The sequence below is a fragment of the Dolichospermum heterosporum TAC447 genome (genome assembly GCF_024584745.1).
Classification (GTDB): Bacteria; Cyanobacteriota; Cyanobacteriia; order Cyanobacteriales; family Nostocaceae; genus Dolichospermum; species Dolichospermum heterosporum.
In genome coordinates this window covers 1641739-1666739 of record NZ_CP099464.1, presented here as the reverse complement: position 1 = coordinate 1666739, position 25001 = coordinate 1641739, and the positions used below count along the sequence as shown (strand labels likewise).

Below are 25001 nucleotides of genomic sequence, written 5' to 3'. Positions count from 1 at the left end.
CCGACTTCTTAAAGAAGTTGGGGATCTTGTTCTTTGTTCTTGAGACTCAAGAAAATATTCATGGTAAAATTCATGAATAGAGAGAAAAAATTGACCCATCTATGGCAGAATTATCAGGACATCAAACAAAATGGAATATAAATCTCTGGCTGTTTTCAGCAGTATTGTGATATTTGGAATCTTAGAAACATTAATTCCCTTTTTTCAATATCATCAAACTTTACTTAAAAGAGTTATTCACAATCTAATTTTAGGTTTAGTAAATTCTTTATTGGTTAACCTCACAGTTATTTTAATCTTAAAATCTCTCTGGAAACCAACTTTATCACAGGGATTTTTTTATGATCTAAATTTACCCTGGTTGCACTTTATTCTCTCTTTTTTGTTGCTAGATTTATATATGTATACGTGGCATAGATTAATCCACACTTGGGGTTTTGCTTGGCGGTTTCACAAAGTTCATCATACAGATAGATGGATGAATATATCCACAGCTTACCGCTTTCATCCGGTAGAAGTAATTGTCTCCAATATTCCTAAAATTGGATTAATTTATCTATTGGGAATTACCCCAAATGCTTGGATATTATATGAATCTTTATTTGCTATATCCTTAGTTTTTCATCATAGTAATTTTGCTTTACCTTTCAAAATAGATAAATTCCTGAGTTATTTTATTGTTACACCTAATTATCATCGCGCTCATCATTGCCAATTAACAAAATATTTAAATAGTAACTATACAAGTTTATTAACTATCTGGGATATAATATTTCAATCTCGTTATTATCCACCCCAACCAGAAACCATCCAATTTGGTGTACCCGAAGAAACTAGAAATTTTAATGTGATCAGTTTATTAAAATTACCGTTTGTGCCTGTGAATAAACACGATTGATAGCATCAGAGATTATGAATTGAGTAGTGCTTTCCTAGAAGGTGCAATTATGCCTGATGGCTCAAAGTATAAATCATCAGTTAGCGATCGCTCTTAGAGGGTGTTTGAAAAGTTATGGTTGATGTATCAAATATTTTTTACCCCTCCCTAACCCTCCCCTTTACAAGGGGAGGGAACTAGATTTTTATTGTTTCCCCCCTTGTAAAGGGGAAAGGGGTGTAGCAATGTGATAAAAATTACGGAATACCACTTTTAAAACATCCTCTTAGTCAGTTTATATAAAACCAGGTAACGGATAGTAAATCCATTACCTGAAAATAGCCGTAAATTTTGCTAGATTTCTTGTTACCTATGCTCTCACAGGAACTTTTGCCTTACTTAATGTACCCAAAATTTGCTCTGCGGCTGCTTCACCGGTGTTGATAGCACCTTCCATAAAACCTTGCCAATCAGCGAGGTGTTCACCGGCAAAGTATACATTCTCAAACTTGCGCTCTAAAACTGGTCTAATGGTAAACCACTGCCCTGTACCATACACAGCATAAGCTCCTCCAGAATATTTATCATTGCCCCAGTAGTAGCTGGTCTGTTTGAGCAAATGGGATTTAGTTTCTCCAAAAGCAGGTTTAAGAGCATTATTAATCATCCGACTCCGCCATGTATCAGTCTGCCGAGAAACTACGTCAGCTTTATCGCCAATTGTGTATGAAATCAGCACTCCCTTTTGAGATGGCTGATTCTTAGTGGCATGATAAAAGTAGTGAGGCAGAATATCTGTTAATATGTCAAAACTTTCGTCTTTCCAGAAACGTTGATCATAAAGCAAAGCATTTTTATTAATCCGCGCATACTGTAAGGCATTAATTGCTGCTTGCTTGTCCTTCGGTAGCATCGGTTCCCAATGAATTTGACTAATAGCCAGTGTAGGAAGAGTGCAAATTACGTTGTTAGCCTCAATCTTGAAACCATCTTCACAGGTAATTGTGACAGTCTCCCCCGATTGAACCACTGAGACTACTTGATGATTGAGCAGAATTTTATCTCTACCAATCGCTTTTGCCATAGCTTTAGCAAGTTGATTATTTCCCCCCTTAATCTTGTAGTCCATCTCATTCTTTTCACTAGACTCAGCGTATTCTGCTAAAGCGGCAAATGCAGAGACCTGACGGATACTTTCACCAAAATCAGTGCTGTCTAGGAGTTCTCTAAGTTCCAAATCTCTACCACTAATGCCATTGTTGACAAGATAACGCCACCAATCCATTTTATCTAGTTCAACTTTGTCGGCTTCACTAAAATTAGCATAAGCCTGGAGAATTTCCTCAAATTTACTATTCCATGCTGTTGAGTAATCCCATTTAGCTTCAGTAAAATATTCATCTTGATAGATCAAATGAGTATTAAATTGGTTGTTCTTTAGCTCCAAACCAAATTCTTTACATAGTGCAATCAATCGTTTGTGAGATGCTCCCACCCACTCTGCGCCTAGTTCAATTGTCAAATTGTCAGTATCATCAATCTTGTGGGAAAATACGCGGCCGCCTATTCGTGAGCGAGCTTCGAGAATAGTCACATCTACTCCCTGTTTAGAAAGAAAATATCCAGCCGCCAAACCAGAAAATCCTGCTCCTAAAATCACCACTTTTTGAGGTGTGGTGATAGCAACTTGAAAGGTATTTTTAGCAGGTTTGGTGGCAGAAATTGGAAAACCATTAGCCAATGCAATTAGTCCAAGTGATCCTGCTGAACCTTGAGTCAAAAATTCTCGCCGAGTAGTCATAAGTTTGTTCTGGAAGAAAATATATTTTCAGTGATTTTAACCAAGTCTCAGTATAGGTGTTTCAGTGTTGCCAAACAATTAAGTTTTACAAAGTTATATGGAAATTTGGATAAAAAAGGCAAAATTTTACAGGAATCTACATAATACATCTGGTGAAAATTAAATATGCGTGACTTAAAACCTTTGTAGAGATGTTCCATGTGTAGAGATTCTCAGATCTACATCCTTTACCGGAGATGTCTATAGTGCTAAACCAAAAGGTGCAATTATGCCTGATGGCTCAAAATATAAATCTTCAGTTAGCGATTACTAGGTCGCGCTATCTCTTTCCTTGGGTCTTGTAAGGAATACAAGAGGCTACCGCGAACGCCGCTGATTTAAGATTAGAATTAATTAGCCAAATTGTTCAATTGGGAGTTTTTTCGCTGTGCTGAGTTCACCTTTACCCACTATCAACGCCCTCAAACAACCTACCAGTGATGCTTGGGTAGAGCAGGCGATCGCTAACCTTGATATTATTTTACTAGATCACTCCCACTGTGAACGCAAAGCCGCAGGAGTAGCATTAAATATGATGTTCCGCTATCCCTCTAATGCTAAAATGGTGAGGGAGTTAACAGCGATCGCTCGTGAAGAACTCGAACACTTTGAACTTGTTAATCAATGGCTAGAACGCCGTCAGATCAAACTAGCAGCCTTATCCGCACCCCCCTACGGTGCGGGGTTAAAATCCCAAGTTCGGGGACAAGAACCCCAGAGATTTTTAGACTCCTTACTCGTCACCGGCTTAATAGAAGCCCGCAGTCATGAACGCTTAGGACTCCTAGCTGCTAACTGTCCAGAACCAGAACTAGCTCAATTTTACCGCAGTTTAATGGCATCAGAAGCCAGACATTTTGGGATGTATTGGGTTTTAGCTGACACCTATTATGACCGAAAAATCGTCATGGACAGATTAGATGAATTAGCAGAGGTGGAAAGTCAATTATTATCAACCTTACACCCAGAACCCAGAATACATAGTTAGTCAGTTTTTGCCGGAGTATGGATTAACAACCAAGTTTGCAAATCATTCAAACTCTGAAAATCTAAAAGAGCTTCACTCAATTCTTCTAACACAGACAATGGTAAACCAGAAATAGATTTTATCTTTCTCTGAGATATTTTACCAAACCGCTTTGTTAATTGTCGAATCACCAAATTAATTGTAGCTTGTTCTATGCCTTGTTCTATGCCTTGTTCTAGTCCTTCCTCTAGTCCTTCTTCTCTGCCTTGTTCCAGTCCTTCCTCTCTGCCTTCTTCTTTAATTTCTTGATAAACTCTAGTTTCTTTGAGTGTAATTCCTAACATTGATTCTACCTCCCGACGACTCAGATTTTCAAACTTGTAGACCATGATTGTCGTGATCATCTCCATCATAGCTTGACTTGATGGTGTGACAATCTCCTCATGGGTTCTGGTTAATAAATATCTAGCTACTGCTGGGGCTTGACTTTCTCCCAGAGTAGTTAGTAACATGACACCTAAACCTAATGGTAATTCTTGAATATCTCCCAATTCATCTAAATATACTCGATGTACTTGAGGACTGTTGAGAAATCCACGATGAGGATAAATGTCATTTTGTTCTGTATTTCGAGATGGATAAATGATCACTATTTGCCAATCACAAAATCTTTTGCGATTACGATAAAAATATAGTGAAGTTTCCGCACAGATTCTTTCATACAATTCCTCATCTCTTTGAAATTGTACCTCACAAAAATATACTATGCCCTGTTCATCACCTTCTGGTGGTAAAAATACACCATCAATTGCAAAAGTCGGTTCTTTGACAGCCACAGAATCAAAGCGGTAAGCCTGAGCATTAATCGGCGGATCTGTCAACAGTTCAAACAACAAAGATGGATATTGTTGAAAGAGTTTATAAAAAAGTGAATCTCTTCGCATAAATCATGATTATAATATTTACTGGTTAAAATTCCTCAAACTTTGCGTCTTTGCGCGAAACATAATTTAACTGTAAAATAGAAAAAACCCCGGAGGTAGAATTACGGTTTACGCACGTCCCCTAGCCAGATTAATCGAACAATTGCAACGGCTACCCGGAGTTGGTCCAAAAAGCGCCCAACGTTTAGCTTTGCACATCTTAAAAAGACCAGAAGCAGAAGTAGAAGCCTTAGCTCAAGCACTTATTGACGCAAAAAAACAGATCGGTTTGTGTAAAGTTTGTTTTCACCTTTCATCAGATCCAATCTGTGAAATTTGTCGTCATCCTCAGCGAGATAATACAACTATTTGCGTAGTTGCAGATTCTCGTGATGTGATTGCATTGGAAAAAACCCGTGAATTTAAAGGTAAATATCATGTTTTAGGTGGCGTAATTTCCCCTATGGACGGTATTGGACCAGAACAGTTAAATATTCAGCCTTTAGTCAGACGGGTAAGCGAACAAAAACCCCAAGAGGTGATTTTAGCTATTAGTCCTAGTATCGAAGGAGAAACCACAACATTATACATAGGTCAATTACTAAAACCATTTACAAAAGTCACCCGCATTGCTTTTGGTTTACCTGTAGGTGGTGATTTAGAATATGCTGATGAACTTACCTTAGCTAGAGCATTAGAAGGACGGAGAGAGCTAGATTAAAAGTAGCAAATTTGATTACCAAAATGTTTTTTACCAACTCCCTAGAAAATCAACTGCAAGAGTGGAATAATACCATTAACACTCAGCCAAATAATGTCAATGCTTATGTCCGTCGCGGCATGATTAATTTTAAATTAGGAAAAATTGCCGAATCAATTCAAGATTTTGATGATGCAGAAAAGTTAGACATTCAAATTACTCCTTATTTGTGGCAACGAGGATTATCTTATTATTATGCAGAACGATTTGCTGAAGGTGCAAAACAGTTTGAAATAGATTTAACTGTTAATGCCCAAGATGTGGAAGAAACGGTCTGGAGATATCTTTGTATAGCTAGATTATCCGGTGTTACAGAAGCTCGTAATTCTTTATTACCTGTGAAAAATGATCCGCGAAAAATCATGAAGTCTGTTTATGATTTATTTGCAGGTAATTGTACAACAGATGATGTTTTGAACGTAGGAAAATTGGCAGGATTAAAAGGTAAGTTTTACAGTCATCTCTATTTGGGTTTATATTATGAAGCTGAGAATAATTGGGAGTTAGCACAGGAATATATAGTTAAAGCTGCGGATGAGTATAAGCTTGATGATTATATGTGGTATTTAGCAGTAGTGCATAAGCAATTACGAGAATGGGAGTAATATAAATTATACATCTCCAGAAATAAAATTTCACGAATCGCTTCCCCTCCCTAACCCTCCCCTTGTAAAGGGGAGGGTTAGGGAGGGGTAAAACATTTGATAATAGCAATCATGACTTTTCAAACACCCTCTAATAATTTAATTTTCCTCTAAGAATCCCTTTGCGCCAGAGTAAGTTATCTAAAAATATTTATTAATTAAATAGTTAGAATATTCAGTAACTCCTCTTAAAGAAGGAAAATTCATAATTTCTCCTGTTAGATACATATTATTTTGTCCTTGAATACCTTCTAATTTATCATAAAAGCCATCTTTCATATCTTCACTACCAACATGGGGGAAATATTTCCATTTAATAGATACATATTCTCTATCAATTATAAATCCCATGTTTTTTAGTTGATTTTCTACGTCTAACTTAAGTTTTTGTTCGTTATGCTCTTGGTTTGCCACTAGATAAAAAGTACAAAATTCTGAATCTACATAACGACGATAAAAAAACATAATCTTTCCTTGATACCTACTGTTCATATTTTCAGTAAAAAATCCACTGTCAACATCTGTTTTAGTAAAGGGAAACTTATTGATAATAAATGCAAAAGTATAATAATTATTATACTTTATCTTAGAAAACAACTCATTTTCAAGCAAAGTTGCATCAAGAAAATCAAGGGCATTATCCAAGGGACAGGCTAAAATTAACTTATCAAACTCATAATTTCCTTTTTGAGTTTGGATATAAATTCTATCAGTTCTGTTAATGCTAATAATGTGTTCTTCAAATAAAACATTAAATTGTTTTGATAATTTCTGCCATAAACTTCCTGCTCCTTCTACAAAGAATTGCAGTCTCTTCGTAATAAAATATTCAACTAAACCTGTAAAAGTAAAATACTTCAAATAATAGGCAGTTGGAATTGTATCAAAATAACCATAGCCAAAAGGAGAAACAATTGTATTTAGAGTTTGGGCAAAATCCGATAAATTATTTTTACGACAATAACTATCAAAATTTTCATATAATTCTTCAGGAATATTAGATAAACCCGGCTGAGAAAATTTTCGATTTTTGAATAATAAATATGAAAACTTAAACAATAATTCCCAGATAAATTTTATTTGTTTGAAAAAACTTGATTTAATTTCCAAACCGTTATTGTTCAAAAAAAGAGGATTAGGAATAGCGGGTATTTTGGACTTCACCCCCAGTTCTTTCATTATTTCTAAAATCACCTTATAATCGCTACAAATCGCACCAGCACCAAGTTCAAAATACCTATCTTTATAGACAATAGTATGGCATTTTCCTCCAGGCTGGTTCTCTTTTTCGAGGATAGTGATATTTTTGTAACCTTTTTTTCTTAAAATATAAGCTACGGTCAAACCAGCCGCACCAGCGCCGATTATACAAATTTTTGTATTCAAGTCAAATTTGTTGTCAGTCAAAATTGCCTCCCAAAATCAAATACTAAGTAATTGGACAAAAATATTTACAGTCATTGCGAGCGAAGGGAAGCAATCACAACCCTGGCAATTGCTTCATTTCACTTCGTTCCATATGGCTAACGCCACGCTGCGCTAACGCCATGACATTGTGTAACTAATTCTGTCTCACTACTTATCATCCATTAGACATCTCCAGAAATTAAAGATCCTTAAGCTGAAACCCTTGTAGAAACGTTCCATGGAACGTCTCTACAATCTTTTTTGGAGATGTCTATTCGCAATGACATTGTGTAATTAATTCTGTCTCACTACTTACCATTCCCTAACCATCCCCGATGCTTTGGGGCTACGGTGTACACACAAGTTATCGAATCACCATTATTCCTCAAATTACCCCACCCTAACCCTCCCCGATGCTTGGGGGAGGGAACTAATTTTTCCTTAATCCCCCCTTATAAAGCTTATAAAGGGGGGATTAAGGGGGGTAATTTAACTTGTGTGTGATAGCCTTTTAGGAGAGGGCTAGGGAGAGGTAGGGAATGGGGGTTAGGTTTTTGGAGATTATCGGTTTCATCTAATACTTTTCAACCACCCTCTTATGTTATATTCTTCAGAGCAACTATACATGACTTGTTATCAAACTGTACTTATAGCCCATTTATAAACCCAAAAAAACTACTTTACTTCCCTCTAAAGAAATTCTTCTCAGGGAGTATAGAAAAATGTTAAACATTGGATTGTGTATCTTTAAGCATCCGACGTGCTAATTTAACATAGGTTTTCGCTGTGGTGTAAGGTATTTCTAAATCCTCGGCTATTACCTGTAATGATTCCCCCATTTCCCGACGGGCTAAAATCGTTGCCCAGGTTGTAGCGATTTTTTCAGTGCGTTCTCCTCCTATGCGTTTACGTTGTGCTGTGAATATTGTTGTCAATTCCTCAATGCGTTCTGATAGCAGATTATTGATAATTTCAGTAGATGTATTTGATTCTGGGTTTACCCAGTTCAAGCAGGTTTGTCCGAGTCCAAAAGTGGTCTTGTGTCCTGTTCCACAGTAGGGAGCAAGTTGGACTAAAGCATCAAATAATTGGGTAAATTCAGGGTTATCTAAGGCGGTTTTAGTTAATCCTAGAGAAATTGCTCCTGTAAAACCAGTGACAGAACCCCGTTTACCCGCTGCAACTTTGACTGATTCTAAGCAATGTTTATGAATGATAACGTTTTCATCTATCCATTCTAGAAAAGCTTCTTGTTCTATGGGCATTCCTGAAAAATCATTCCAACGTCTGAGGTAACTATGGAAAAGATTGAAGGGAACAGGAAGGGGAAAATGATGCCCTTTACGGCGAAAACTGGTAGGGGAAATAAAACTCAGATTAATATTTCTATGGTTTATAAATGATTGGAGTAGTTGGTTGTAAGTAGTTGGTGGATTAACAATACTTATTTGCTTTATTTGTAAGTAAGCATCCCTTAATTTCAAAGTAGTTGGCGGTTGTGTTAACCACTGACTCAAAAACTGAACTACTGGTTGAGAAATAGCGTTAATCTGCCAACGATATCTATAATTTGCTTGCAGTTGCAGTTGTTTTCCCGTGGGAAGTAATTGACCTTCTAGTGCAGAAATACTAAAGGGTTTTTCTGACTCACTATCATGCAAATATGCTGAAAGCGTTGGGTTAATTTGCCGCACTTGGTCTAAAAACCAAGCATGAAGTCCAATGGTATATTGCGAGTATAGAGCGGTGGAATCAGTCACTTCTAGCTCAAAAACTAAGCTAACTAATTCGGTATCATCTGCCCATATTAAAGGGGTGTTTTTTGATGGGTTTTTATGTTTGCTAGATGTAGCTAGTTCTGACATTTTTTTTAATGCTACATGGTTTTTATGATCCGCATTTTACAACCTTTCAGTCCCCTTGCGGGGATTAGATATGCGGAAACTTGACTGCTTTCCCTTATCTCTATCAATATAACTGGTTACTTTGCACTTGGCAAATATTTATTTTTCATATACATTAAGGAAGTTGAACGGAGATAGAAAAATGTCATTGAAAGTCCGAGAAGTTATATACAGAGAAGCAGAGGTAATTGATTTACCTGGGTTACTAGCACAAGCCCAAAAAAATTCCGGTAAATCGGTTGCCGGAATTTGTGAAATAGTAGGGTTTAGCCGTTCTTATTGGTATTTGTTGATAAACGGGAAAGAAAAATTAATCGCCTATAGCACATTACGGAAAATAGAAGCGGCTTTAGGAGTAGATTTTGGCATTGTCTTGGAGGAGAAATGCGATGGGTGATGAGGTTAAACGCTCGAAAAGGAAATTCGACCCAGTTACAGAACGCAAAGAATGGCACATGGCCGCAACTGAAGATTATTGCAAACGGATTGCTAAAAACACGGGAAAACGACTAATTGAAGTCATTGATATAGAAGATGACATCTTGCCGATAGTTTGTATTTTTGAGGATTACGAAAATGAGTGAAACAGCTACCTTGCTACCACTGAACACATTTATCTCAGTTTTTGAGGCTATCAGCGATCGCAACTGGTTACAATTCAAGGAACTTGAAAGGGCGTTCGCTAGTAGTTACGGAGTAGAAACTTGGGCAGATGTTTTAAACTTCCGTATTAAGCCAGCCCTTGAACCTGAAGCTAAAAAATGGTTGCTAGTCCAAAGATGTAGCCAAGGGATTAAATCAATAAAAATAATCAATGATGACTAGATGGCATCCGTTTCTTCAGTTCTCGCACCCACACGTCCAATTCCGCAACTTTTTGAGCCGCAGTGGAAGGGTAGCTTAAGTCCCCTTGCGGGGGTTAGATATACGGAAACTTAGGACAATTTTTGTACCTATCGTAGTTGTACGCCTGTTTCAGTCCCCTTGCGGGGATTAGATATGCGGAAACTTCCCTCTTTTAGGTGTCAGAATCAAAGACTATATGTTTCAGTCCCCTTGCGGGGATTAGATATGCGGAAACATAATGAGGTAATTTGGGAATCTTTGTTAAATGTAACAACGTTTCAGTCCCCTTGCGGGGATTAGATATGCGGAAACTGTAGCGGAGTTAGGGGAATCTCTCAAGTACGTGGGGTTTCAGTCCCCTTGCGGGGATTAGATATGCGGAAACTTTACAGGTATCCAGTCCATCTTATGCTCCCCAACTGTTTCAGTCCCCTTGCGGGGATTAGATATGCGGAAACTGTGGCGAGATTAAATGGCAATATTTGGCGGAGATGTTTCAGTCCCCTTGCGGGGATTAGATATGCGGAAACTATTCCCTGTTGTTTATTCCCTGTTGTCTGTTCCAGTTTCAGTCCCCTTGCGGGGATTAGATATGCGGAAACCCCGCCGTCTGAAACATAAACTGGGGGCGGAATCCAGAGACGATTTTGGCAGACCTCTCAAAAAACCTTATTTCAGGCTTCGGGTCAAGCACAAACTGAAACTGATGAAACGCTGAAAGTATTTAGTTGTCAAGGTTCTGGCTGTTTGGCGAATCTCCAGGGTTTTTGACCCCGCTTTAGGTCTGCCAAAAATTTAATCTCACCTATCAATTATATAATGATAGCCTGTTCTTGTCTAGGGATTTCCGAACCATAGGTAATAGTTCTTCTCACACTCCCAGCATCCAACACATACATTCTAATAGAATCTTCATCAGACTTGATCAGTTTTTCTATCTTGGTTTGCAACTGAGCAAATTGTACAGCAGTCAAAAAGCACTCAAATACACTGTATTGGGTCCACTTACCATAACCACTCAACATTTTATGTAAACGAGTCCGACGTTTATTGGCTGCTTTATTGTCAGGTAAATCATAAATAATCAGATAAAACAGTGTAGTCATCTTAATGATAAAGGTTTGTAGGGAATACCTTCTTGTAAATGACGACTCAGTAACCGTGCTTGTAATTCTATTGCTCGTCGGTAGGTACAACGATAGTCAAACACTGGGTGTTTAAATTCATCATTCATTTTTTTGTCAAAAGCTTGCAAAAAGGTTTTTCTCGCATTGTCCTTTAAGCGATAAGCACCCAAACTTTCGTTAAAATCTTCGGGTTTAATTTCGTGTTTATGCAATAATGACAGTACCAAATTATCAGCAATCAAAGCTCGAAATTCTTCCATTAAATCTAACACCATTGCCGGCTGACCATGATGAACTTCGTGGAGATAGCCAATATAAGGATCTAATCCTGCCACATGAACACCAGCCATAACTTGACCTTGCAATAAAGCATAGGCAAAACTGAGTAAGGAATTAACAGGGTCAGTAGGTGGACGGCGATTTCTGCCATTAAAAGTCCATTGTTTACCTATCATTCTTTGCCAACAAGCAAAATATTCCCTAGCTGCTAAACCTTCCACACCACGAACTTGATCTATATTTTGTTGAGTTTTAACTAAAATTTTCCGTTCTTTGAGCAGATTATCCTTTTCATTATGTCGGTACAAGACATTATATTGATTATGGATCTTTGCACTAACAATTGCCTTAACTAATTCCAAACGCCGCACAGGATCATGATAAACTGCATATTGTGCTAATCTCAATTGACCATTCCGAGAAGACTTAGGTAAAGCTGAACCCAAGTATTTACCAAAGGTAGAAAGATAATGCACTGGCATTCCCAATTCTAAAGCATAGACAAAAGCATCGCCGGTGACTTGGGGATTACCCATAAAAATAACTTCGTCTACTGTTTGAGCCGCAACTTTTTGTTTTTTCCAAGAACCGTCTTCTTGTTTCAAAGCTACTTGAAAAGCTTCATAATCTTTGCTTAAAACAGCATCAGGTTGAATGATATAAAGAGTAGGCATAATTTAATATTCTTGACGTTGTAATTGTTTGACTTCAAAAGGTAAACAAATTCCTTGCAGACTACATGATTGACATTTTTTAGGATGGTCAATAGCTGCTGGCATTTTGTTTTGACTTGCAACATGAGCAAGGGCTATAGCTTGTTCTGTCATTTGCCTTAATTGCGGTGTAAATGCCACAGTTTGTCTTCTACGATTGGCATGATAAAATATTTCACCATAGGTAATCGTGCGACCAGTGCGTTCTTCTAAACATAAAGCCGCTGCACAAACTTGAAAATGGTCATTTAGGTGTTGTGCCATCTTGCCTTTTTTGTATTCCACAGGCACAAGTTGACCATCGTATTCCTCAACAGCATCAATAATCCCGGAAACTTTGAGGCGTTCTGACCAGACCCATTGTTGTTGATGAATTAGGGTTTCTCCTTCTTGAAAAGTGCCTTCTTCATTAATATTGCGGTGGACATGACGACCTAAGATAATATGTTCATTGTCTGCCATTTCACCTAATACATATTCTAGGTAAAATCGTCGAGGACAATATTCCCAGGCATTGAGATAAGCTAATGGTAAATAATCTTCATTCATTTTATTTGGTAATGGGTAATGGGTAATTTCTCGTTTTCTCGTTCCCATACTCTGTATGGGAATGAATTCTAGAAGGCTCTGCCTTCAATAACAGCAGAGGCAGAGCCTCTGTGATAGCATTCCCAGTCAGAGACTGGGAACGAGATATGGGTAATGGGTAATTCTAAATTCTTACTTGTCCCATACCCATAGCTGTTTTACGTCCGACTCCAGAAAAGACCGCGAAGTTAGCTAAAACAGTGGCAATTCTGGCTTGTTCGGGGTCTGGAAACCGATATTTTACCCAGCCAACAGTACCAATTTCTGCACCAGCTTCCATCTTTAAAGCATGGGTTTTCAGTTCAAAAGCAGAAACTAAACCCTGCCATTCAACTTGAGGAAATTGTAATTCTGCGGGTGCAAATCTATTCCAACGACGGAGTAAACTGTTGAATACTAAATCGGGTAATGGGAAAGGTTGGATATTTTGATTCTGTTTAAAACTGGTGGGAGAAATAAACTGTAATTCAATTGTATTTTGTGATGGTATTTCTAACAATTTTTCAAAGCTGCTAGATTGATAAATATTTAGCCACTTACCTAATTTACAAGATATTCCTGCTAATGTAATTTCACCACCTAAATTGTTATTTAATCCCCACAATAAAGGTGCTAAAAGTTCTTGTTTTAACAGCGTAATTCTCAATCGTATTCTTTGCGGGGAAGTGTACTCTATTCCTATCGTCATTGGCAAAGTATCTTGTTGATGCAAATTCTCCGCGAGAATAGAATCTGCATTAGCAATCCATTGAAAACATTGAGCATGAATAGCCCTTCCTAATGTTGCTGGTAATGGTGCAGTAGCAGAAACGGAAATGAGAATTACATGAAGGTTATGAGAATCAACTTCAACACCTGTTAATTGATATGAATTATTTTGCCAATCCAGGGTAATTTCTTTACCAATAATTCGCTGACAGATTGATTCCATCAGTTGGGGATATAATCCACAATCTGGCAACACAGGCATGATTTTGGTAATACCATCAGCAATATGTAATTGAATCCAAACAGGTGCAGGTTGAATATCTGACAACCAAGCTTCTAAGGTGACAGAATTGATAATTTTTGCATCTTGTTTGAGGATTAAACTCATCCCAGCAAATGTAGTCTCAATATCTTCTGTAAATGTCATAACGAGCGCTGGTGGCGATAAGTTTTAATGGTAAAAACCCTGATTTAATCACTCGGTCTTTATTGAGTTGGGCTTTATCAGTGGAAAAAGGATTAATACGACTAAATGTGGTTTTTTCACCTAAATCATCCATTGGTTGAATTGTAAAACCAGTAGCAGGATTTGGTAAAAATAATGGTTCTGAAGTTTCTTGTTTAAAATCTGGTAAATATTGAAAAAAACAACTCCGTTTACCAAAATAATTAATTTGGGCAAATAATTGTTCTAGTTCTATTAAATGCTTTCCTGCACTACAACAAATTTGTAGATGTCCTTGTAAATGCACCCATTCCCGAAATACAAAACCATCTTGCATAGGCACAGTTAGACGGGTTTTATCTGCTTTGTCTGCGGATTGATCGTAATAGCGTAGCTTGTAACCATTACGATTAACAACCAATTTTTTTGGAGGACAAATATAAATGATTAAATCTCGAATCCAGGTAAATTCGGTTTTAATCCATTGGTCAAAATCATTTTGATGGTGTCTTCCCTGACTTTCTAACAACACTTTTAACAATGCCATTTTGATAGCATAAGGAGTAGGTACTAAATTAGACCGTGCCGCCATGCTGGTAGCATCAGAACGTTTGAGAGAAAAGAGGCTAACAGGTTGATAAGTGACAGTTAGCCATGTAGTTACGGTTTCTGATGTTGGGGAAGTTTTAGATTTAGGAGATTGCTTCGGCATTTTCACTATCCCAAGGTAGAGTTTGAGCAATCAAAATTTCAATCTGATCTGCAAATTCAGCCATGTTTTCAAATTCAAAACAGCGAATTGTCTCAGCACCATTGAGATTATTTAAAGTAGTGGCTAAACTCTTAATTTGACTTTGGTAATCGTATTCCAATGCACTTAACATTGGTGCTGGACAACGGCGAGAACTAACGGTAATTATACCCTTAAAACTATCAGGATGAGGTAAATTAGTATTGCGTTTTGCCCCATTGGGTTGTAAATAGGTATAAAGCACACTTTTTAGTAAAGCATCAAGACGTTTTTTGCGTTCAGCAACATCAATGCTATAACCAAAATTGTGGGGATTATAACCAATTCTAAAAGCCTCAATATTGAGAACAGTGGCATATAAACCCGAACTAACTTGCACATTATAAGGAGTAGGGTTATCTACACCATATTTAGCATGAAAATAACTCTGGGTTTTCACACGATTTGGTAAACCAACAACCGCCCCAAATTCAATTACAGAATCACGTTTTAGGGTTTGTCCACCTTTAACAGTCACCATGAAACCTTCTAAATCGCTGATGGTGCAAAGTTGCAGAACCTTACCAGTTTTCGCTGATAAATCGGTATCTTTATCTGTAAAAACCGAGAAATTTTTTTCCAAGTCATAACCAATTCTATCGGGATTAAATTGTTTACCACCCTCAGATAAACTTAGTCCAGATTCTAAAGCAACACGGTGTAAATGTTCAGATTGAATATGTTTGAACATATCCCCAGAAATGCCATTAACATACTCAGGTTCATCCATTCCGTCTTGAATGATGTAATAACGTCGAGTTAAGGATTGATTACCCTCATTACCTTCATTATTCAAAGCATGAAGTTGTAAAGAAAGTAACCCACTAATAGAAATTGAATAAACGGGAAATTTGGTTTTAGTCATTATCGGATTCTCCTTCTTCAATGTTAAGTAATTGGACAAAAATATTTACAGTCATTGCGAGCGAAGGGAAGCAATCACAACCCTTGCGATTGCTTCATTTCACTTCGTTCCATTTGCAATGACATTGTGTAATTAATTCTGTCCCATTACTTATCTACTTCTAGCACTCAGATCCCCGACTTCTTTATTTAATCATGTCAATAAATTATGATTTCTTGCCAGAAGTCGGGGATCTTATTCATTATCTACTTCTATTTCTAATTCACTATTTACACCTGTTTTATCTGCTTCCTTGGATTTACCCCAACCCTTAGCGTAACCATAGGCAATCAATAGGTTAGCCACTAAACTAGAACCATGATTTTCAATGAGATTGATAATTCCATCTAAATCATCTTTGGTAGTCCAAATGCGGCGGGGTTTGCCTTTCTTCTTTAATTCCTCATCAATGCGAAGATTTTCATTTTCATAACTAGTAAGAAAGATTGATAATTCAATAATAAAATCCTTTTTAGACCCTGCTTGACTGCTCAAACGTTGTGCTAAACCATAGATTCTATCCCAACCATGTTCATCTTTTCCGGCATAGACAGTCGCGCTATTAATAGCTTTAGCAATCCGTAAAAAACCGAGGTCTTGTGTAATGTCAGTTAAATTTAATTCCTGGTCATTTTGAGGATGATTAAAATTTTTCACCATGAGATTTAATCCATTAAGAGAAAATAAACGAGGAAAGAATTTAGCTTTAGAGTCTGCTAAACACTTAACAACATAATCGGCATAAATTACTTGAAAGCGAAAGAAATTTTCTAGACTTGTACTAGTAATGAAATCCCGATAAGCTGCTAATAATTCACTGTGTCCCTCTTCTGCTGATAGGGTAGTAACAATTGACAAGTGTTCTGTCAAAATATTGTGATAATCTGCTAATTCCTCAGAAGTTTTAGGACTAATCCAACCTGGTAAACCTAAAGAAAACACTTCTTTGACACCGTAAACTTGACCTTTAGAACCAAAGTGAGTTCCAATAAAGCTACTAACAAAATGATTAATCGGTTGCAAAAAATCATCAAATTCATCTTCTTCAGTATTTGCTGGGACTTGATGATGACTAAGTAATTCTTGACAGAAACGTAATATCAACTCAGCATCAAATCTAGCAATTCCGTGACCCCCAGAAGGTGGGTTTAATTGACGCAGCTTATTCAATACTTCACGGTATTTACTTAACTGAATATCTTGAGGTTCAAGAACAACAACACGCCAATCATAAACTCGTTCTGCGATTTTGATTCTTTCGGCGATACCAAAGGTAAATAACCCCCCAGCAATCAACCATAAACTTAACCAATCGGTTTTTTGAGAATCTACTTTATTACCATCTGCTTTAATGCGATTCACACCTTGGACAGATGTAGGTAAATAAATTTTAACTGCACTGGCTGTTTCTGGTAATTTCTGTCCAGTAGCCTCAGTAAATAACTCATTTACTAATTTATTAACATCCTCTGCTTGTTGGCTGAATGCTGTAAACAAAGCAACCAATAAAGCCCCATAATGGTCTTTAATTTGCCATCCTAAATACCACAATTCGTTATGATTGCGGTCATGGCGCATGGAAGTAAGAATTACGCCATTTTGGGTACTTGGATGCGGTGGTTTTGGTGAATCTTCGTTAAATTGGGGTTTACCTTTTTGTTGAAATAAATACTCCCGGTAAAGTTTTCGTCTTTCGGTTTTCTCCACTGTGTCAAAACATTCAGTTTCCTGGGATATTTTGCTAATGTCAGTCTTTTGACCTTTGACTGGTGGAAAAGGATCGGTATAATTGAGTTTATCTACCAGTTCTAAATTGACTGTCTGTTTTAGTTTTAGGCAGTAGTGTGTTCCTTGATCTAAAAGTTGAATTGCACTTTTTTGATTAGTAGCTTTCAGGGCATACTCCACAAGCTGCGCCAAACCTAACATCAAGAAAGTGTCAGCATAAGTGCCGTATTTCTTGGTAACAAATAGCTGCTGTGTCATTTGTCTTTCAACTCACAGGAGTTGTGTACTTCCAATCAGTGTATACCCACCTGGAAGAGGCGTATTCCAAAGGAAATTATGCCTCTTCAACAGTAATAAAGAGATAAAGGAAAGACTGGATAGTAAAGAATCCTGGTCATGGAATCATCCTGACAACGGGACTGAAACTATTCTTATGGTTTGTAGTTCTCCATTCAGTTCATCTATCTGCTACCAGATAAACCGCTATAGTGTATTAATAATCTCTTAAATACAACCGTGAGTGAAGTAAAAGCCGATTATGATGGTGCTTGGAAGGAAGGGGTAGAAAAATACTTTGAGGCATTTTTAACATTCTTCTTTCCCCATATTTACAACGAAATTGACTGGACGCGAGGTTATGAGTTTCTTGACCAAGAACTCCAGCAATTGATGAGAGAATCAGAAGTTGGTAAGCAATTTGTTGATAAGCTGATTAAAGTTTGGCTGAATGATGGTAAAGAAACCTGGTTACTAATCCATTTAGAAATCCAAAGTCAAGTAGATACTGGCTTTGCTAAACGGATGTTTTCTTACCATTACAGAATTTTTGACCGCTATAACCAGGAGGTTGTGAGTTTAGCTATTCTCGGTGATAGTCAAGCAAGTTGGCGACCTCAAGAATACAGTTATGGACGTTGGGGATGTCGTTTAAGTCTTCAGTTTCCTACTGTAAAATTACTAGATTATCAACCCCGTTGGTTAGAATTAGAAGCAAGTGATAATCCCTTTGCTGTACTTGTGATGGCGCACCTGCGAACACAAGCGACAACTAAAGATTTAACAGGCAGATTACGGTGGAAGTTAAGCCTAGTTAAACGGATGTATGAGTTAGGATATAGTAGAGATAAGATTCTTCAGTTATTCGATTTAATTGACCGACTGATGGCTTTACCACCAAATCTGGATTTGAATTTCAAAACTGAATTGAAGCAGTTTGAGGATGACAAAAAAATGGCATATATAACAAGTGTACAACGTATAGAAAGATCGCAAACTCTCCAAGAATCTGTTGTTAAAATTCTAAAAACCCGATTTCAAGATACTCCGTCTAAGTTAGTTGAACAAATCAATCAAATTTATGAGCATGACCGATTAAATCAGCTATTAGAGGAGGCTATTACTATTGGGTCAATTTCTGATTTTCAGCAACAATTAAGTCAGGAGAATACAGATACTTAATTCTAAAGTTGTACAGAACGTTGATCACACAGTCGTAAAGCCCTAACTACCAGCAAGTAGAGATGAAAATACTCAAATTCATCAGCAGTATTTAACTGATTCAAATCAAACTCTTTTTTAATTGGGTAGATACTTTTGCTTAAATTTGCTGGTGCTAAAGGTAAACTCTGATTTAGGAAGCGTGTCATACCTTGCCAACTTTGGGCGATCGCTCTTTGTGCTTCTGGATGTAATTCTATAGTTTTTATTTTAGTTATATCTGCTATACTCCAACCACCAGCCCAAGCAGAATGGTGACGACCGGTAGCCATAAGGACTGTATGACAGATATATTGAATTTGTTCATTATCAGCCTCAAAATAATCACTTAATAAGGGAAATAAAGATTGTTTGAGAATATCTTTGGCTAGGAATGCACTTTCAACAGCGTGGTTAGGACGCTTGTGTTTCTTTTCGTGGTCTTTGAGTGCTGTTTTTTGGTCTTTATCGTCTGGGTTATAATCAGTGTGTGCTAGGAGGTGTTGTTTGGGGTTTTTACCTTCAAATGAAGAATGAGCGATCGCTTGCCATCCCCGCATCACTTCCTGCCACTTAATTTGTAGTTTACCCAGGTCATGAGTAAAGATAGCGAAAAACACCAATAATTCAAATAATGCTGCTGCTTCTGATTCTTGGATATGTGGAAAAATCTTGTTTTTAATTAACTTTGTCCCTGCTGGTAGTAGTTCATTCCTGATACTATTGTAAGTAGTTGGTTCAGCTTCACCGTTTTTTAAGCGTAAGGTTTTAAATGGTTTATACCAACAAGTCCACATAGAACCCAAATGTCCAACATAAGTATCCATATTATAACGATATTCACTGACAATTGAACGCTGTGGTTTTGGTGGGGAAATAAACCCATTACCAAATTCATTAATGCCAATTAGTAAGCCAATATTTTCATCATAAGAAACATAGCGACAGTTGACTAAAATCTTGATACTATTAATCAATGATTCACGGGATTTAATCTCAGTGCAAACAGGTTGATTATAGGTTTCTGCTTTACCTTTTGGTGTTTCAATTCGTTTAAAAATCCAATCTGTACCAAATTCTAAGTTTTTGGAATCTCGCCAAACTTTGCATAGTGTAGACACAGGCACGGAAAAAGCCATTAATTTGCGGGGGTCAATGGGTTCTTCCTCAAAATCAATAAATCCGCTTTCTTCCCAAACAAATAAACTCCGACTATCAACTGAACGAATTAACTCACTGGCAAAAGATTGATCACCCCTAAAAAATGCCGCTTCAAAATTGTTTTCAAACTGCATTTTATTATTTTGTCGGCGTTGTTGTTGGAGTAAATCTTCTGCTATATGCACTTGATTTATCCAAGTTTCTTCGGTACGAAATCCGACATTTTCATTAACATGATTTGATTCAGTATGTGCCTGTAATACTTGCCATGTTGATTCACAGGTTTTTTCAGGATATGGCAGAAAACTTTGTTTTTTATCGGTAGATTCTTGGGTTTCTGGTTCTAAATCTGCTTCTGTAAGTGCAGTATAAGCTTGGTTAACTTCTATGGTGCGATAAACCAAAACTTGACCTTGTTCATCTTGGAATCTTGCACAACGTCCTGCCCTTTGTAATAATGAGTTCATTGGGCAAAGTTGACTGTACATAACTTGGCAAGTAATATTAATTCCTGCTTCAATTACTTGGGTGGAAATCAATATATAACAAGTACCGTCATCTTGCCAATTTTCAGCAAAGGTTTCTTTTAAAAATGTTTCTTTTTGGGCGCGATGTTCTGGTAAAAATCTGGAGTGCAGCAGGGTAATATTTAAGGTATCATCATAATTCAACTCTTGCAAATCTCTATATAATCCCTGCGCTTGAGAAACGGTATTACAGATGATGATAACCCGTTTATGGTTATGATTGTTAATACCAACTTTGATAACTTCAGCGGTCAATGGTTCAGATATAGCTTGAAATATCCGGCGACGTTTACCTTCAATAGCCTGTAAATCGGCATCTTCAATTTGAATTATTTCCATTGTCTATTAAACCTTGAATTTGGGTGGCCAGTTCATTGGTTAATGTGGCAGTCATCAGCAGAAATGGGGAAATACCTTTGACTTGTTGTAAAACCTTGAGAACGGTGGTAAAGGAACGGTCTGGGTCAAGTAAATGCAGTTCATCAAATACTAGATAAGATGCGAATATTGCCCCGGAGTTGACGTTAGCTGAACCCCGACCAACTGAGTAGGGAATATTCAAGAAACTGCTTAACATTTGGTCAATGGTACAGAAGACTATATCACCTTCAAAACGGGGGTCTTCTGGGTTTTCTCCTGTTTGTAGGGTAACGACTGGACAAGGGACATTTTGAGCTTGTGACCAGCGTTGAACCAGGATTTCTGTTCTTTGTCGCAGACTGTTGGCCAGGGTTCGTAGGGGGACGACGTAGATTAGCTTATTGGGGAAGTCGAGGTTGAGGGTTTTGGCAAAGAGAAAAGGGGCGATCGCTGTTTCGGTTTTCCCTGACCCTGTGGGGGCGCGGAGAAGGATGTCTTGACGGTGGAGGAGTTTGAGAATGGTTTCTCGTTGAAAGTTGCGTGGGGGGAAGGTGGTGAGGGTTTGGAATTGTGCATCTATCATGAAATTGTATTTATGCTGAAAAAACTTGATCAACCGTAATATTTAATTCTGGAAAAGTTGGGGAGATAATTATATCTGTACCTCGATAAGCATTTAATTGATAAACGCCTTGTTCATTGAGAAGATATACAAAAATAGTTGGTTCTTTGGGATTACCTAAATAATTACGACTACCAATAGCTAAATAATCAACTATCCAATATTCAGAAATCCCTAAACGTTGATATTCTTCTAATTTATCTATATAATCATCTTCCCAATTTGTGGAAACTATTTCTACTGCTAATTGTAATGGTTCAAGAAAAGCAGTGTAAGCGGATAAATTAGCATCCCAGAGGTTTTTATCTACTACGCTAACATCAGGAACACGACCTTGTTCTTTACCGCTGGTTGTTACAGTTCTAATGGAAATTCTTCCCGATACTCTGTAATTGAGATTCAGACGTTTAACCTCTAATTTAAAAGCATCAGCAATAAATTCTGCTAAGTTATCATGTTTTCTAGTTGCTTGTATCCGCATGATTTCTCCATTTACAAGTTCATAGCGACCTTCTTCGGGGAAGTCGTAGTTGAGGAATTGATCAAAGGTAAGTCGGGTTTTAGTTAGAGACATGGTTGTGAAATGGGAGGGTTTCTATTTTTACGATAATCTGAGTTTTAAGATTGCTTGGTAATTTTAATCCCCTTGCGGGGAAGAGAGATGGGCAACCATAAATTATATGTAGCCTAACATCTCACGGATATTTGTTTCCGTCCCCTTACGAGGAATTTATGGTTTTAGAATATCATATTTCAGCGATATTATTAACAGAATCAACAGCTTTCTTCGCAAGATATAATCTATAATTATTTTCCAAGTTGATCCAAGATTGAACTGAAGTACCAAAAGCTTTTGCTAGTTTTTCGGCAATTTCAGGCGTAATAGGCTGTTCATCTTGAACAATTGCGGAAACAATTTCAGGTAAATCCTGATTAATTGCTGCTAAATTAATTTCTGTCCAGCTTCTAGCTTCTATTTCTTTTTGTAAAATTCTTCCTGGAGGGAAGGAGATTACTGGTATTAAACGCTGTTGCATTTTCTCTTTTCCTGTAGATATGTACTATACATATCTTCTATTCTATGTTGTAGAGATGCTAATGAAGCATCTCTACAGTTAATCAATCAAGATTAAAAACTATCGGCACTATCGGCAGTAATTTCTAATGATGATAGTCAATAATTTCGATAATTAAGAGATATTCGCTTAATTCATCTTCTTCTATCGCCAAAATTAAGCGCCAATTCCCAGTTAGCCATACGGCATACTTTCCCTTGAGTTTCCCTTTTTTTAGCTTGTGAAAACCAAGACTCTTGTATTTAAATAAGTCCGACCTGTTACTCACCATATTGAGTGTTACCATCTTCTCAAAAAAGTTCTCACGGACGGCTTCTGTGTATTTATGAGAACCTTCTCCAGTTTCGTAGATTTTCTGGAGTTTTTGATAGTGAAAACGGATATCTCCCCAAGGCTTAGGTTGCGGAGGGTGTTTTTTATTCACTTTGTTAATTTGGGCTTGTTTGCGTGCGGATGTAGTCTTCATATTATTTATGTAGGTATCTATACCTGTTAAGCTGAACTTGATGTCTGGTATTGGCGGTTTACCAAGTTTGTATTTAAGTCATAAGTAAAATTCCTTGTCATTTATGAAACTACATCTCATATTATAAGCAATAAATATCGAAAAGAGCAGTAAATCGTCAAAATCACTCGATAAGCTTGATACTCTTAATACTTCCATCATCCTTCAGGGCAGTAATTTTGACTTTTACTACCTGTCCCTCCTTGAGAGAAGCTGCTTTTTTCGGTTCTTTCTCAGTCAGCTTAATTGTTCCCAATATCTCATAAGTTACTTTATTGCCTTTAACAGCAAGTACAGTAGCGTCTAAAACTTGATCAATTTCAAACTTCTGTGACTGAAAAACCTCCGTAATTGCCGCTTGACGTTCAGAAATTTCTTCAACTGGAGAAACTAAAATTTCCTCAATGGGACTAACCTTGTAATATCGCATCAAACGCATAGCCCAGCCTAATATTTTTAACATAGTCTGGGCGTTTGTTTGTTGGTTTTGCAGATATTGATTACAGGCACGTTCTATACTGCGGTAGTAACCTGCGGTGCGTCCACTGTGTCCAATTTGTCTACCATGAGTAACAAGAGTTTTCAGGTAGTTAAAAAATCTCTTTCCTGCGTCGGGTTGATTAACAATACTTCGCAAATATGCAATAACTTTTCCTACTTCGTTAACATCCGTTTCTTCTTTAACCAAAGTTATGGCTAAATTATGTGCAAGTTGGGATTCTTTTTCTGTTAAAGATTCTGTAGTTAACATTAATACATTCCTTCTGGTGGTTCGCGGTCAGTTGGGTAACGTAAAACTTCAGCAAGTTGTTGGAGTTGGGGAAGTTGCACGAGTTGGGAATGTGCAGTTTTAATTTTAGTTTCAATAAATTTTTGTAGTAGTTCTCCTGTGAGAAGATGATTATTACTGGGGGTGTAGCTGGAGTAGTGCGATCGCAAATCCTCAAAATTTTGTAATATCTTAGCTTGGGTAAGTTCTACAGTCATTGTCCCCATACCAATAGGTTTACCACCACCAATTTTCAAAGCAATGGGATAATTAGCATCTTGTCCCAGAATAATAAATAATGTTCCTAGTTCTTCAGGTTTGAGGTTTTTAAATTGCAATTGAGTTGTAAAACTATATTCTCTAGCAGCTTGTTGAACTGGAATTCCTTGATTTTGTCCTTTTTCAATAGCGCGAATTGTATGATAATAAAACTTACGCCCAGCAACTTTTCCCCTGGTGTTAAAATACGCGCTTCCGGGTTCAGGACGGGGACGATACAAGGATGGCATAAATCCCGTATTAAAATCCATACTTTCGCATTTAGCATCATTAAATTCTATTAATCCTTGCCAATTTAAAGCCCCAAATACTTGACTAGCAGGACATAATTGTTCTTTATTTGGACAAGGTAATCTTTCATTGGGTATTTTATCCCGATATCTTGAAGTAACTACTGCAAGAGTGCTATTTGTAATCGCTTCATAAACTGAACGAATACAACCTTTAAGAGAACTTCCTTGAATTATTAAATTTTTATCAACTCCTTGTACCATTGTTTTAATCAAAGGTACGCGAGTTGCAATATCGTTACCAGGAACAACTACACCAGTAGAAACATGAAGTGAGGTTTTAACTGTCAGCTTTAAAAATAAAGTTCCATGCAGACGATTTTTATCAAGTCTATCATGTCCAGCAGGATGTTCTAAACGTGGTCGTTCCTGTGGAAAAGAAACAAATTTATATGGTTTTTCTGTTTTATTTACGTCCGCATCATCACGGGAAACTGGCTGAGAAGGTACGGCTTTTCGTGGTTTAGGTTTGGGTATATCTGTCAT

The 25001-nt window shown here is 37.3% G+C and carries 26 protein-coding genes and 1 CRISPR repeat array; of the genes, 8 read left to right on the top strand and 18 right to left on the bottom strand.

What is annotated here, in order from left to right; all coding sequences use genetic code 11:
* The first annotated feature begins 130 nt into the window (after positions 1 to 130).
* Positions 131 to 898 carry a sterol desaturase family protein gene (locus NG743_RS07555; protein ID WP_257121795.1) on the top strand — a complete coding sequence of 256 codons (768 nt, stop codon included), beginning with the start codon at positions 131 to 133 and terminating at the stop codon, positions 896 to 898.
* A 349-nt stretch (positions 899 to 1247) separates the two neighbouring features.
* Here the strand turns inward: NG743_RS07555 and NG743_RS07550 are convergent, their stop codons facing one another.
* Positions 1248 to 2678 (bottom strand): flavin monoamine oxidase family protein, encoded by a 1431-nt coding sequence (locus NG743_RS07550; protein ID WP_051424431.1) that lies wholly within the window; start codon positions 2676 to 2678, stop codon positions 1248 to 1250.
* Between the two features lie 427 nt (positions 2679 to 3105).
* Here NG743_RS07550 and NG743_RS07545 point away from each other — a divergent pair, with 427 nt between their 5' ends.
* Positions 3106 to 3705 carry a MiaE family protein gene (locus tag NG743_RS07545; protein WP_039201206.1) on the top strand — a complete coding sequence of 200 codons (600 nt, stop codon included), beginning with the start codon at positions 3106 to 3108 and terminating at the stop codon, positions 3703 to 3705.
* Here NG743_RS07545 and NG743_RS07540 read toward each other — a convergent pair.
* Positions 3702 to 4628, bottom strand: a complete 927-nt coding sequence (locus tag NG743_RS07540) for an Rpn family recombination-promoting nuclease/putative transposase (RefSeq protein WP_193963121.1) — start codon at positions 4626 to 4628, stop codon at positions 3702 to 3704. The two genes, NG743_RS07545 and NG743_RS07540, sit on opposite strands and share 4 nt — an antisense overlap.
* Before the next feature lie 142 nt (positions 4629 to 4770).
* Here NG743_RS07540 and recR point away from each other — a divergent pair, with 142 nt between their 5' ends.
* Positions 4771 to 5328, top strand: a complete 558-nt coding sequence (gene recR, locus NG743_RS07535) for a recombination mediator RecR (RefSeq protein WP_027404180.1) — start codon at positions 4771 to 4773, stop codon at positions 5326 to 5328.
* A 23-nt stretch (positions 5329 to 5351) separates the two neighbouring features.
* A complete protein-coding gene (locus NG743_RS07530) occupies positions 5352 to 5972 on the top strand; it encodes a tetratricopeptide repeat protein (RefSeq protein WP_027404181.1) in 621 nt (206 codons plus the stop codon).
* Between the two features lie 180 nt (positions 5973 to 6152).
* On the opposite strand, the gene NG743_RS07525 is transcribed toward NG743_RS07530, so the two are convergent.
* Together NG743_RS07525 and cas6 (NG743_RS07520) are read right to left on the bottom strand one after the other, a co-directional pair.
* Positions 6153 to 7418, bottom strand: coding sequence for an FAD-dependent oxidoreductase (locus tag NG743_RS07525; RefSeq protein WP_257121794.1), 1266 nt, complete (start codon positions 7416 to 7418; stop codon positions 6153 to 6155).
* Positions 7419 to 8143: 725 nt separating this feature from the next.
* Positions 8144 to 9283: a CRISPR-associated endoribonuclease Cas6 gene (gene cas6 / locus NG743_RS07520; RefSeq protein ID WP_027404182.1), complete on the bottom strand. Its 1140-nt coding sequence runs from the start codon at positions 9281 to 9283 to the stop codon at positions 8144 to 8146.
* Positions 9284 to 9464: 181 nt separating this feature from the next.
* Between cas6 (NG743_RS07520) and NG743_RS07515 the strand changes: the two genes are divergently transcribed.
* From NG743_RS07515 to NG743_RS07505, 3 genes are read left to right on the top strand one after another with little or no spacing between them, the layout of a single operon-like run.
* Positions 9465 to 9719, top strand: coding sequence for a helix-turn-helix domain-containing protein (locus NG743_RS07515; RefSeq protein WP_035083218.1), 255 nt, complete (start codon positions 9465 to 9467; stop codon positions 9717 to 9719).
* Positions 9712 to 9906 carry a hypothetical protein gene (locus NG743_RS07510; protein ID WP_027404184.1) on the top strand — a complete coding sequence of 65 codons (195 nt, stop codon included), beginning with the start codon at positions 9712 to 9714 and terminating at the stop codon, positions 9904 to 9906. The genes NG743_RS07515 and NG743_RS07510 overlap by 8 nt, the downstream gene beginning before the upstream one ends.
* On the top strand, positions 9899 to 10147 hold the full coding sequence (locus NG743_RS07505) for a hypothetical protein (RefSeq protein WP_027404185.1): 249 nt from the start codon (positions 9899 to 9901) through the stop codon (positions 10145 to 10147). The genes NG743_RS07510 and NG743_RS07505 overlap by 8 nt, the downstream gene beginning before the upstream one ends.
* Positions 10148 to 10220: 73 nt before the next feature.
* A CRISPR array of direct repeats spans positions 10221 to 10770; the repeat unit is 37 nt; unit sequence GTTTCAGTCCCCTTGCGGGGATTAGATATGCGGAAAC.
* Between the two features lie 210 nt (positions 10771 to 10980).
* Here NG743_RS07505 and cas2 read toward each other — a convergent pair.
* The 7 genes from cas2 to NG743_RS07470 all read right to left on the bottom strand — a co-directional run bounded on the left by cas2 (position 10981) and on the right by NG743_RS07470 (position 17708).
* Positions 10981 to 11274 (bottom strand): CRISPR-associated endonuclease Cas2, encoded by a 294-nt coding sequence (cas2, locus tag NG743_RS07500; RefSeq protein ID WP_257121793.1) that lies wholly within the window; start codon positions 11272 to 11274, stop codon positions 10981 to 10983.
* On the bottom strand, positions 11271 to 12248 hold the full coding sequence (cas1d, locus tag NG743_RS07495) for a type I-D CRISPR-associated endonuclease Cas1d (RefSeq protein ID WP_257121792.1): 978 nt from the start codon (positions 12246 to 12248) through the stop codon (positions 11271 to 11273). Before cas1d ends, cas2 begins: the two co-directional genes overlap by 4 nt.
* Positions 12249 to 12251: 3 nt before the next feature.
* Positions 12252 to 12884, bottom strand: coding sequence for a CRISPR-associated protein Cas4 (gene cas4, locus NG743_RS07490; RefSeq protein WP_257121791.1), 633 nt, complete (start codon positions 12882 to 12884; stop codon positions 12252 to 12254).
* Between the two features lie 115 nt (positions 12885 to 12999).
* On the bottom strand, positions 13000 to 14010 hold the full coding sequence (gene cas6, locus NG743_RS07485; protein ID WP_257121790.1) for a CRISPR system precrRNA processing endoribonuclease RAMP protein Cas6: 1011 nt from the start codon (positions 14008 to 14010) through the stop codon (positions 13000 to 13002).
* Positions 13988 to 14740 carry a hypothetical protein gene (locus NG743_RS07480; protein ID WP_027404190.1) on the bottom strand — a complete coding sequence of 251 codons (753 nt, stop codon included), beginning with the start codon at positions 14738 to 14740 and terminating at the stop codon, positions 13988 to 13990. The genes cas6 (NG743_RS07485) and NG743_RS07480 overlap by 23 nt, the downstream gene beginning before the upstream one ends.
* The gene (locus tag NG743_RS07475) at positions 14721 to 15683 is read right to left on the bottom strand and encodes a DevR family CRISPR-associated autoregulator (protein WP_193962646.1); all 963 of its coding nucleotides are present in this window, start codon (positions 15681 to 15683) and stop codon (positions 14721 to 14723) included. The genes NG743_RS07480 and NG743_RS07475 overlap by 20 nt, the downstream gene beginning before the upstream one ends.
* A 234-nt stretch (positions 15684 to 15917) precedes the next feature.
* Positions 15918 to 17708, bottom strand: coding sequence for a hypothetical protein (locus tag NG743_RS07470; protein WP_027404191.1), 1791 nt, complete (start codon positions 17706 to 17708; stop codon positions 15918 to 15920).
* Between the two features lie 258 nt (positions 17709 to 17966).
* On the opposite strand from NG743_RS07470, the gene NG743_RS07465 reads away from it, so the two are divergent.
* On the top strand, positions 17967 to 18908 hold the full coding sequence (locus tag NG743_RS07465) for an RpnC/YadD family protein (RefSeq protein ID WP_257121789.1): 942 nt from the start codon (positions 17967 to 17969) through the stop codon (positions 18906 to 18908).
* A 2-nt stretch (positions 18909 to 18910) separates the two neighbouring features.
* On the opposite strand, the gene cas3 is transcribed toward NG743_RS07465, so the two are convergent.
* From cas3 to NG743_RS07430, 7 genes are all read right to left on the bottom strand, one after another.
* On the bottom strand, positions 18911 to 20953 hold the full coding sequence (gene cas3, locus NG743_RS07460; RefSeq protein ID WP_257121788.1) for a CRISPR-associated helicase Cas3': 2043 nt from the start codon (positions 20951 to 20953) through the stop codon (positions 18911 to 18913).
* Positions 20934 to 21557: a DEAD/DEAH box helicase gene (locus NG743_RS07455; protein ID WP_257121787.1), complete on the bottom strand. Its 624-nt coding sequence runs from the start codon at positions 21555 to 21557 to the stop codon at positions 20934 to 20936. The genes cas3 and NG743_RS07455 overlap by 20 nt, the downstream gene beginning before the upstream one ends.
* A gap of 10 nt (positions 21558 to 21567) precedes the next feature.
* Positions 21568 to 22170: a Uma2 family endonuclease gene (locus NG743_RS07450; protein ID WP_257121786.1), complete on the bottom strand. Its 603-nt coding sequence runs from the start codon at positions 22168 to 22170 to the stop codon at positions 21568 to 21570.
* Positions 22171 to 22342: 172 nt separating this feature from the next.
* Complete coding sequence (locus NG743_RS07445) at positions 22343 to 22633, bottom strand: helix-turn-helix transcriptional regulator (protein WP_257121785.1); 291 nt, start codon at positions 22631 to 22633, stop codon at positions 22343 to 22345.
* A gap of 124 nt (positions 22634 to 22757) precedes the next feature.
* A complete protein-coding gene (locus NG743_RS07440; protein WP_257121784.1) occupies positions 22758 to 23138 on the bottom strand; it encodes a type II toxin-antitoxin system RelE/ParE family toxin in 381 nt (126 codons plus the stop codon).
* Between the two features lie 163 nt (positions 23139 to 23301).
* Positions 23302 to 23928 (bottom strand): hypothetical protein, encoded by a 627-nt coding sequence (locus NG743_RS07435; RefSeq protein WP_257121783.1) that lies wholly within the window; start codon positions 23926 to 23928, stop codon positions 23302 to 23304.
* Complete coding sequence (locus NG743_RS07430; RefSeq protein ID WP_257121782.1) at positions 23928 to 25001, bottom strand: RAMP superfamily CRISPR-associated protein; 1074 nt, start codon at positions 24999 to 25001, stop codon at positions 23928 to 23930. The genes NG743_RS07435 and NG743_RS07430 overlap by 1 nt, the downstream gene beginning before the upstream one ends.

Bases quoted from the DNA above. Each gene is read 5' to 3' on its own strand.
- NG743_RS07435 (WP_257121783.1), bottom strand. From the start codon at position 23,928: ATGTTAACTACAGAATCTTTAACAGAAAAAGAATCCCAACTTGCACAT.
- NG743_RS07550 (WP_051424431.1), bottom strand. From the start codon at position 2,678: ATGACTACTCGGCGAGAATTTTTGACTCAAGGTTCAGCAGGATCACTT.
- NG743_RS07480 (WP_027404190.1), bottom strand. From the start codon at position 14,740: ATGCCGAAGCAATCTCCTAAATCTAAAACTTCCCCAACATCAGAAACC.
- NG743_RS07530 (WP_027404181.1), top strand. From the start codon at position 5,352: ATGTTTTTTACCAACTCCCTAGAAAATCAACTGCAAGAGTGGAATAAT.
- cas4 (WP_257121791.1), bottom strand. From the start codon at position 12,884: ATGGGAACGAGAAAACGAGAAATTACCCATTACCCATTACCAAATAAA.
- NG743_RS07515 (WP_035083218.1), top strand. From the start codon at position 9,465: ATGTCATTGAAAGTCCGAGAAGTTATATACAGAGAAGCAGAGGTAATT.
- NG743_RS07455 (WP_257121787.1), bottom strand. From the start codon at position 21,557: ATGATAGATGCACAATTCCAAACCCTCACCACCTTCCCCCCACGCAAC.
- cas1d (WP_257121792.1), bottom strand. From the start codon at position 12,248: ATGCCTACTCTTTATATCATTCAACCTGATGCTGTTTTAAGCAAAGAT.
- NG743_RS07555 (WP_257121795.1), top strand. From the start codon at position 131: ATGGAATATAAATCTCTGGCTGTTTTCAGCAGTATTGTGATATTTGGA.
- NG743_RS07475 (WP_193962646.1), bottom strand. From the start codon at position 15,683: ATGACTAAAACCAAATTTCCCGTTTATTCAATTTCTATTAGTGGGTTA.
- NG743_RS07450 (WP_257121786.1), bottom strand. From the start codon at position 22,170: ATGTCTCTAACTAAAACCCGACTTACCTTTGATCAATTCCTCAACTAC.
- NG743_RS07470 (WP_027404191.1), bottom strand. From the start codon at position 17,708: ATGACACAGCAGCTATTTGTTACCAAGAAATACGGCACTTATGCTGAC.
- cas6 (WP_027404182.1), bottom strand. From the start codon at position 9,283: ATGTCAGAACTAGCTACATCTAGCAAACATAAAAACCCATCAAAAAAC.
- NG743_RS07445 (WP_257121785.1), bottom strand. From the start codon at position 22,633: ATGCAACAGCGTTTAATACCAGTAATCTCCTTCCCTCCAGGAAGAATT.
- NG743_RS07505 (WP_027404185.1), top strand. From the start codon at position 9,899: ATGAGTGAAACAGCTACCTTGCTACCACTGAACACATTTATCTCAGTT.
- cas6 (WP_257121790.1), bottom strand. From the start codon at position 14,010: ATGACATTTACAGAAGATATTGAGACTACATTTGCTGGGATGAGTTTA.
- NG743_RS07540 (WP_193963121.1), bottom strand. From the start codon at position 4,628: ATGCGAAGAGATTCACTTTTTTATAAACTCTTTCAACAATATCCATCT.
- NG743_RS07430 (WP_257121782.1), bottom strand. From the start codon at position 25,001: ATGACAGATATACCCAAACCTAAACCACGAAAAGCCGTACCTTCTCAG.
- cas3 (WP_257121788.1), bottom strand. From the start codon at position 20,953: ATGGAAATAATTCAAATTGAAGATGCCGATTTACAGGCTATTGAAGGT.
- NG743_RS07440 (WP_257121784.1), bottom strand. From the start codon at position 23,138: ATGAAGACTACATCCGCACGCAAACAAGCCCAAATTAACAAAGTGAAT.
- NG743_RS07510 (WP_027404184.1), top strand. From the start codon at position 9,712: ATGGGTGATGAGGTTAAACGCTCGAAAAGGAAATTCGACCCAGTTACA.
- cas2 (WP_257121793.1), bottom strand. From the start codon at position 11,274: ATGACTACACTGTTTTATCTGATTATTTATGATTTACCTGACAATAAA.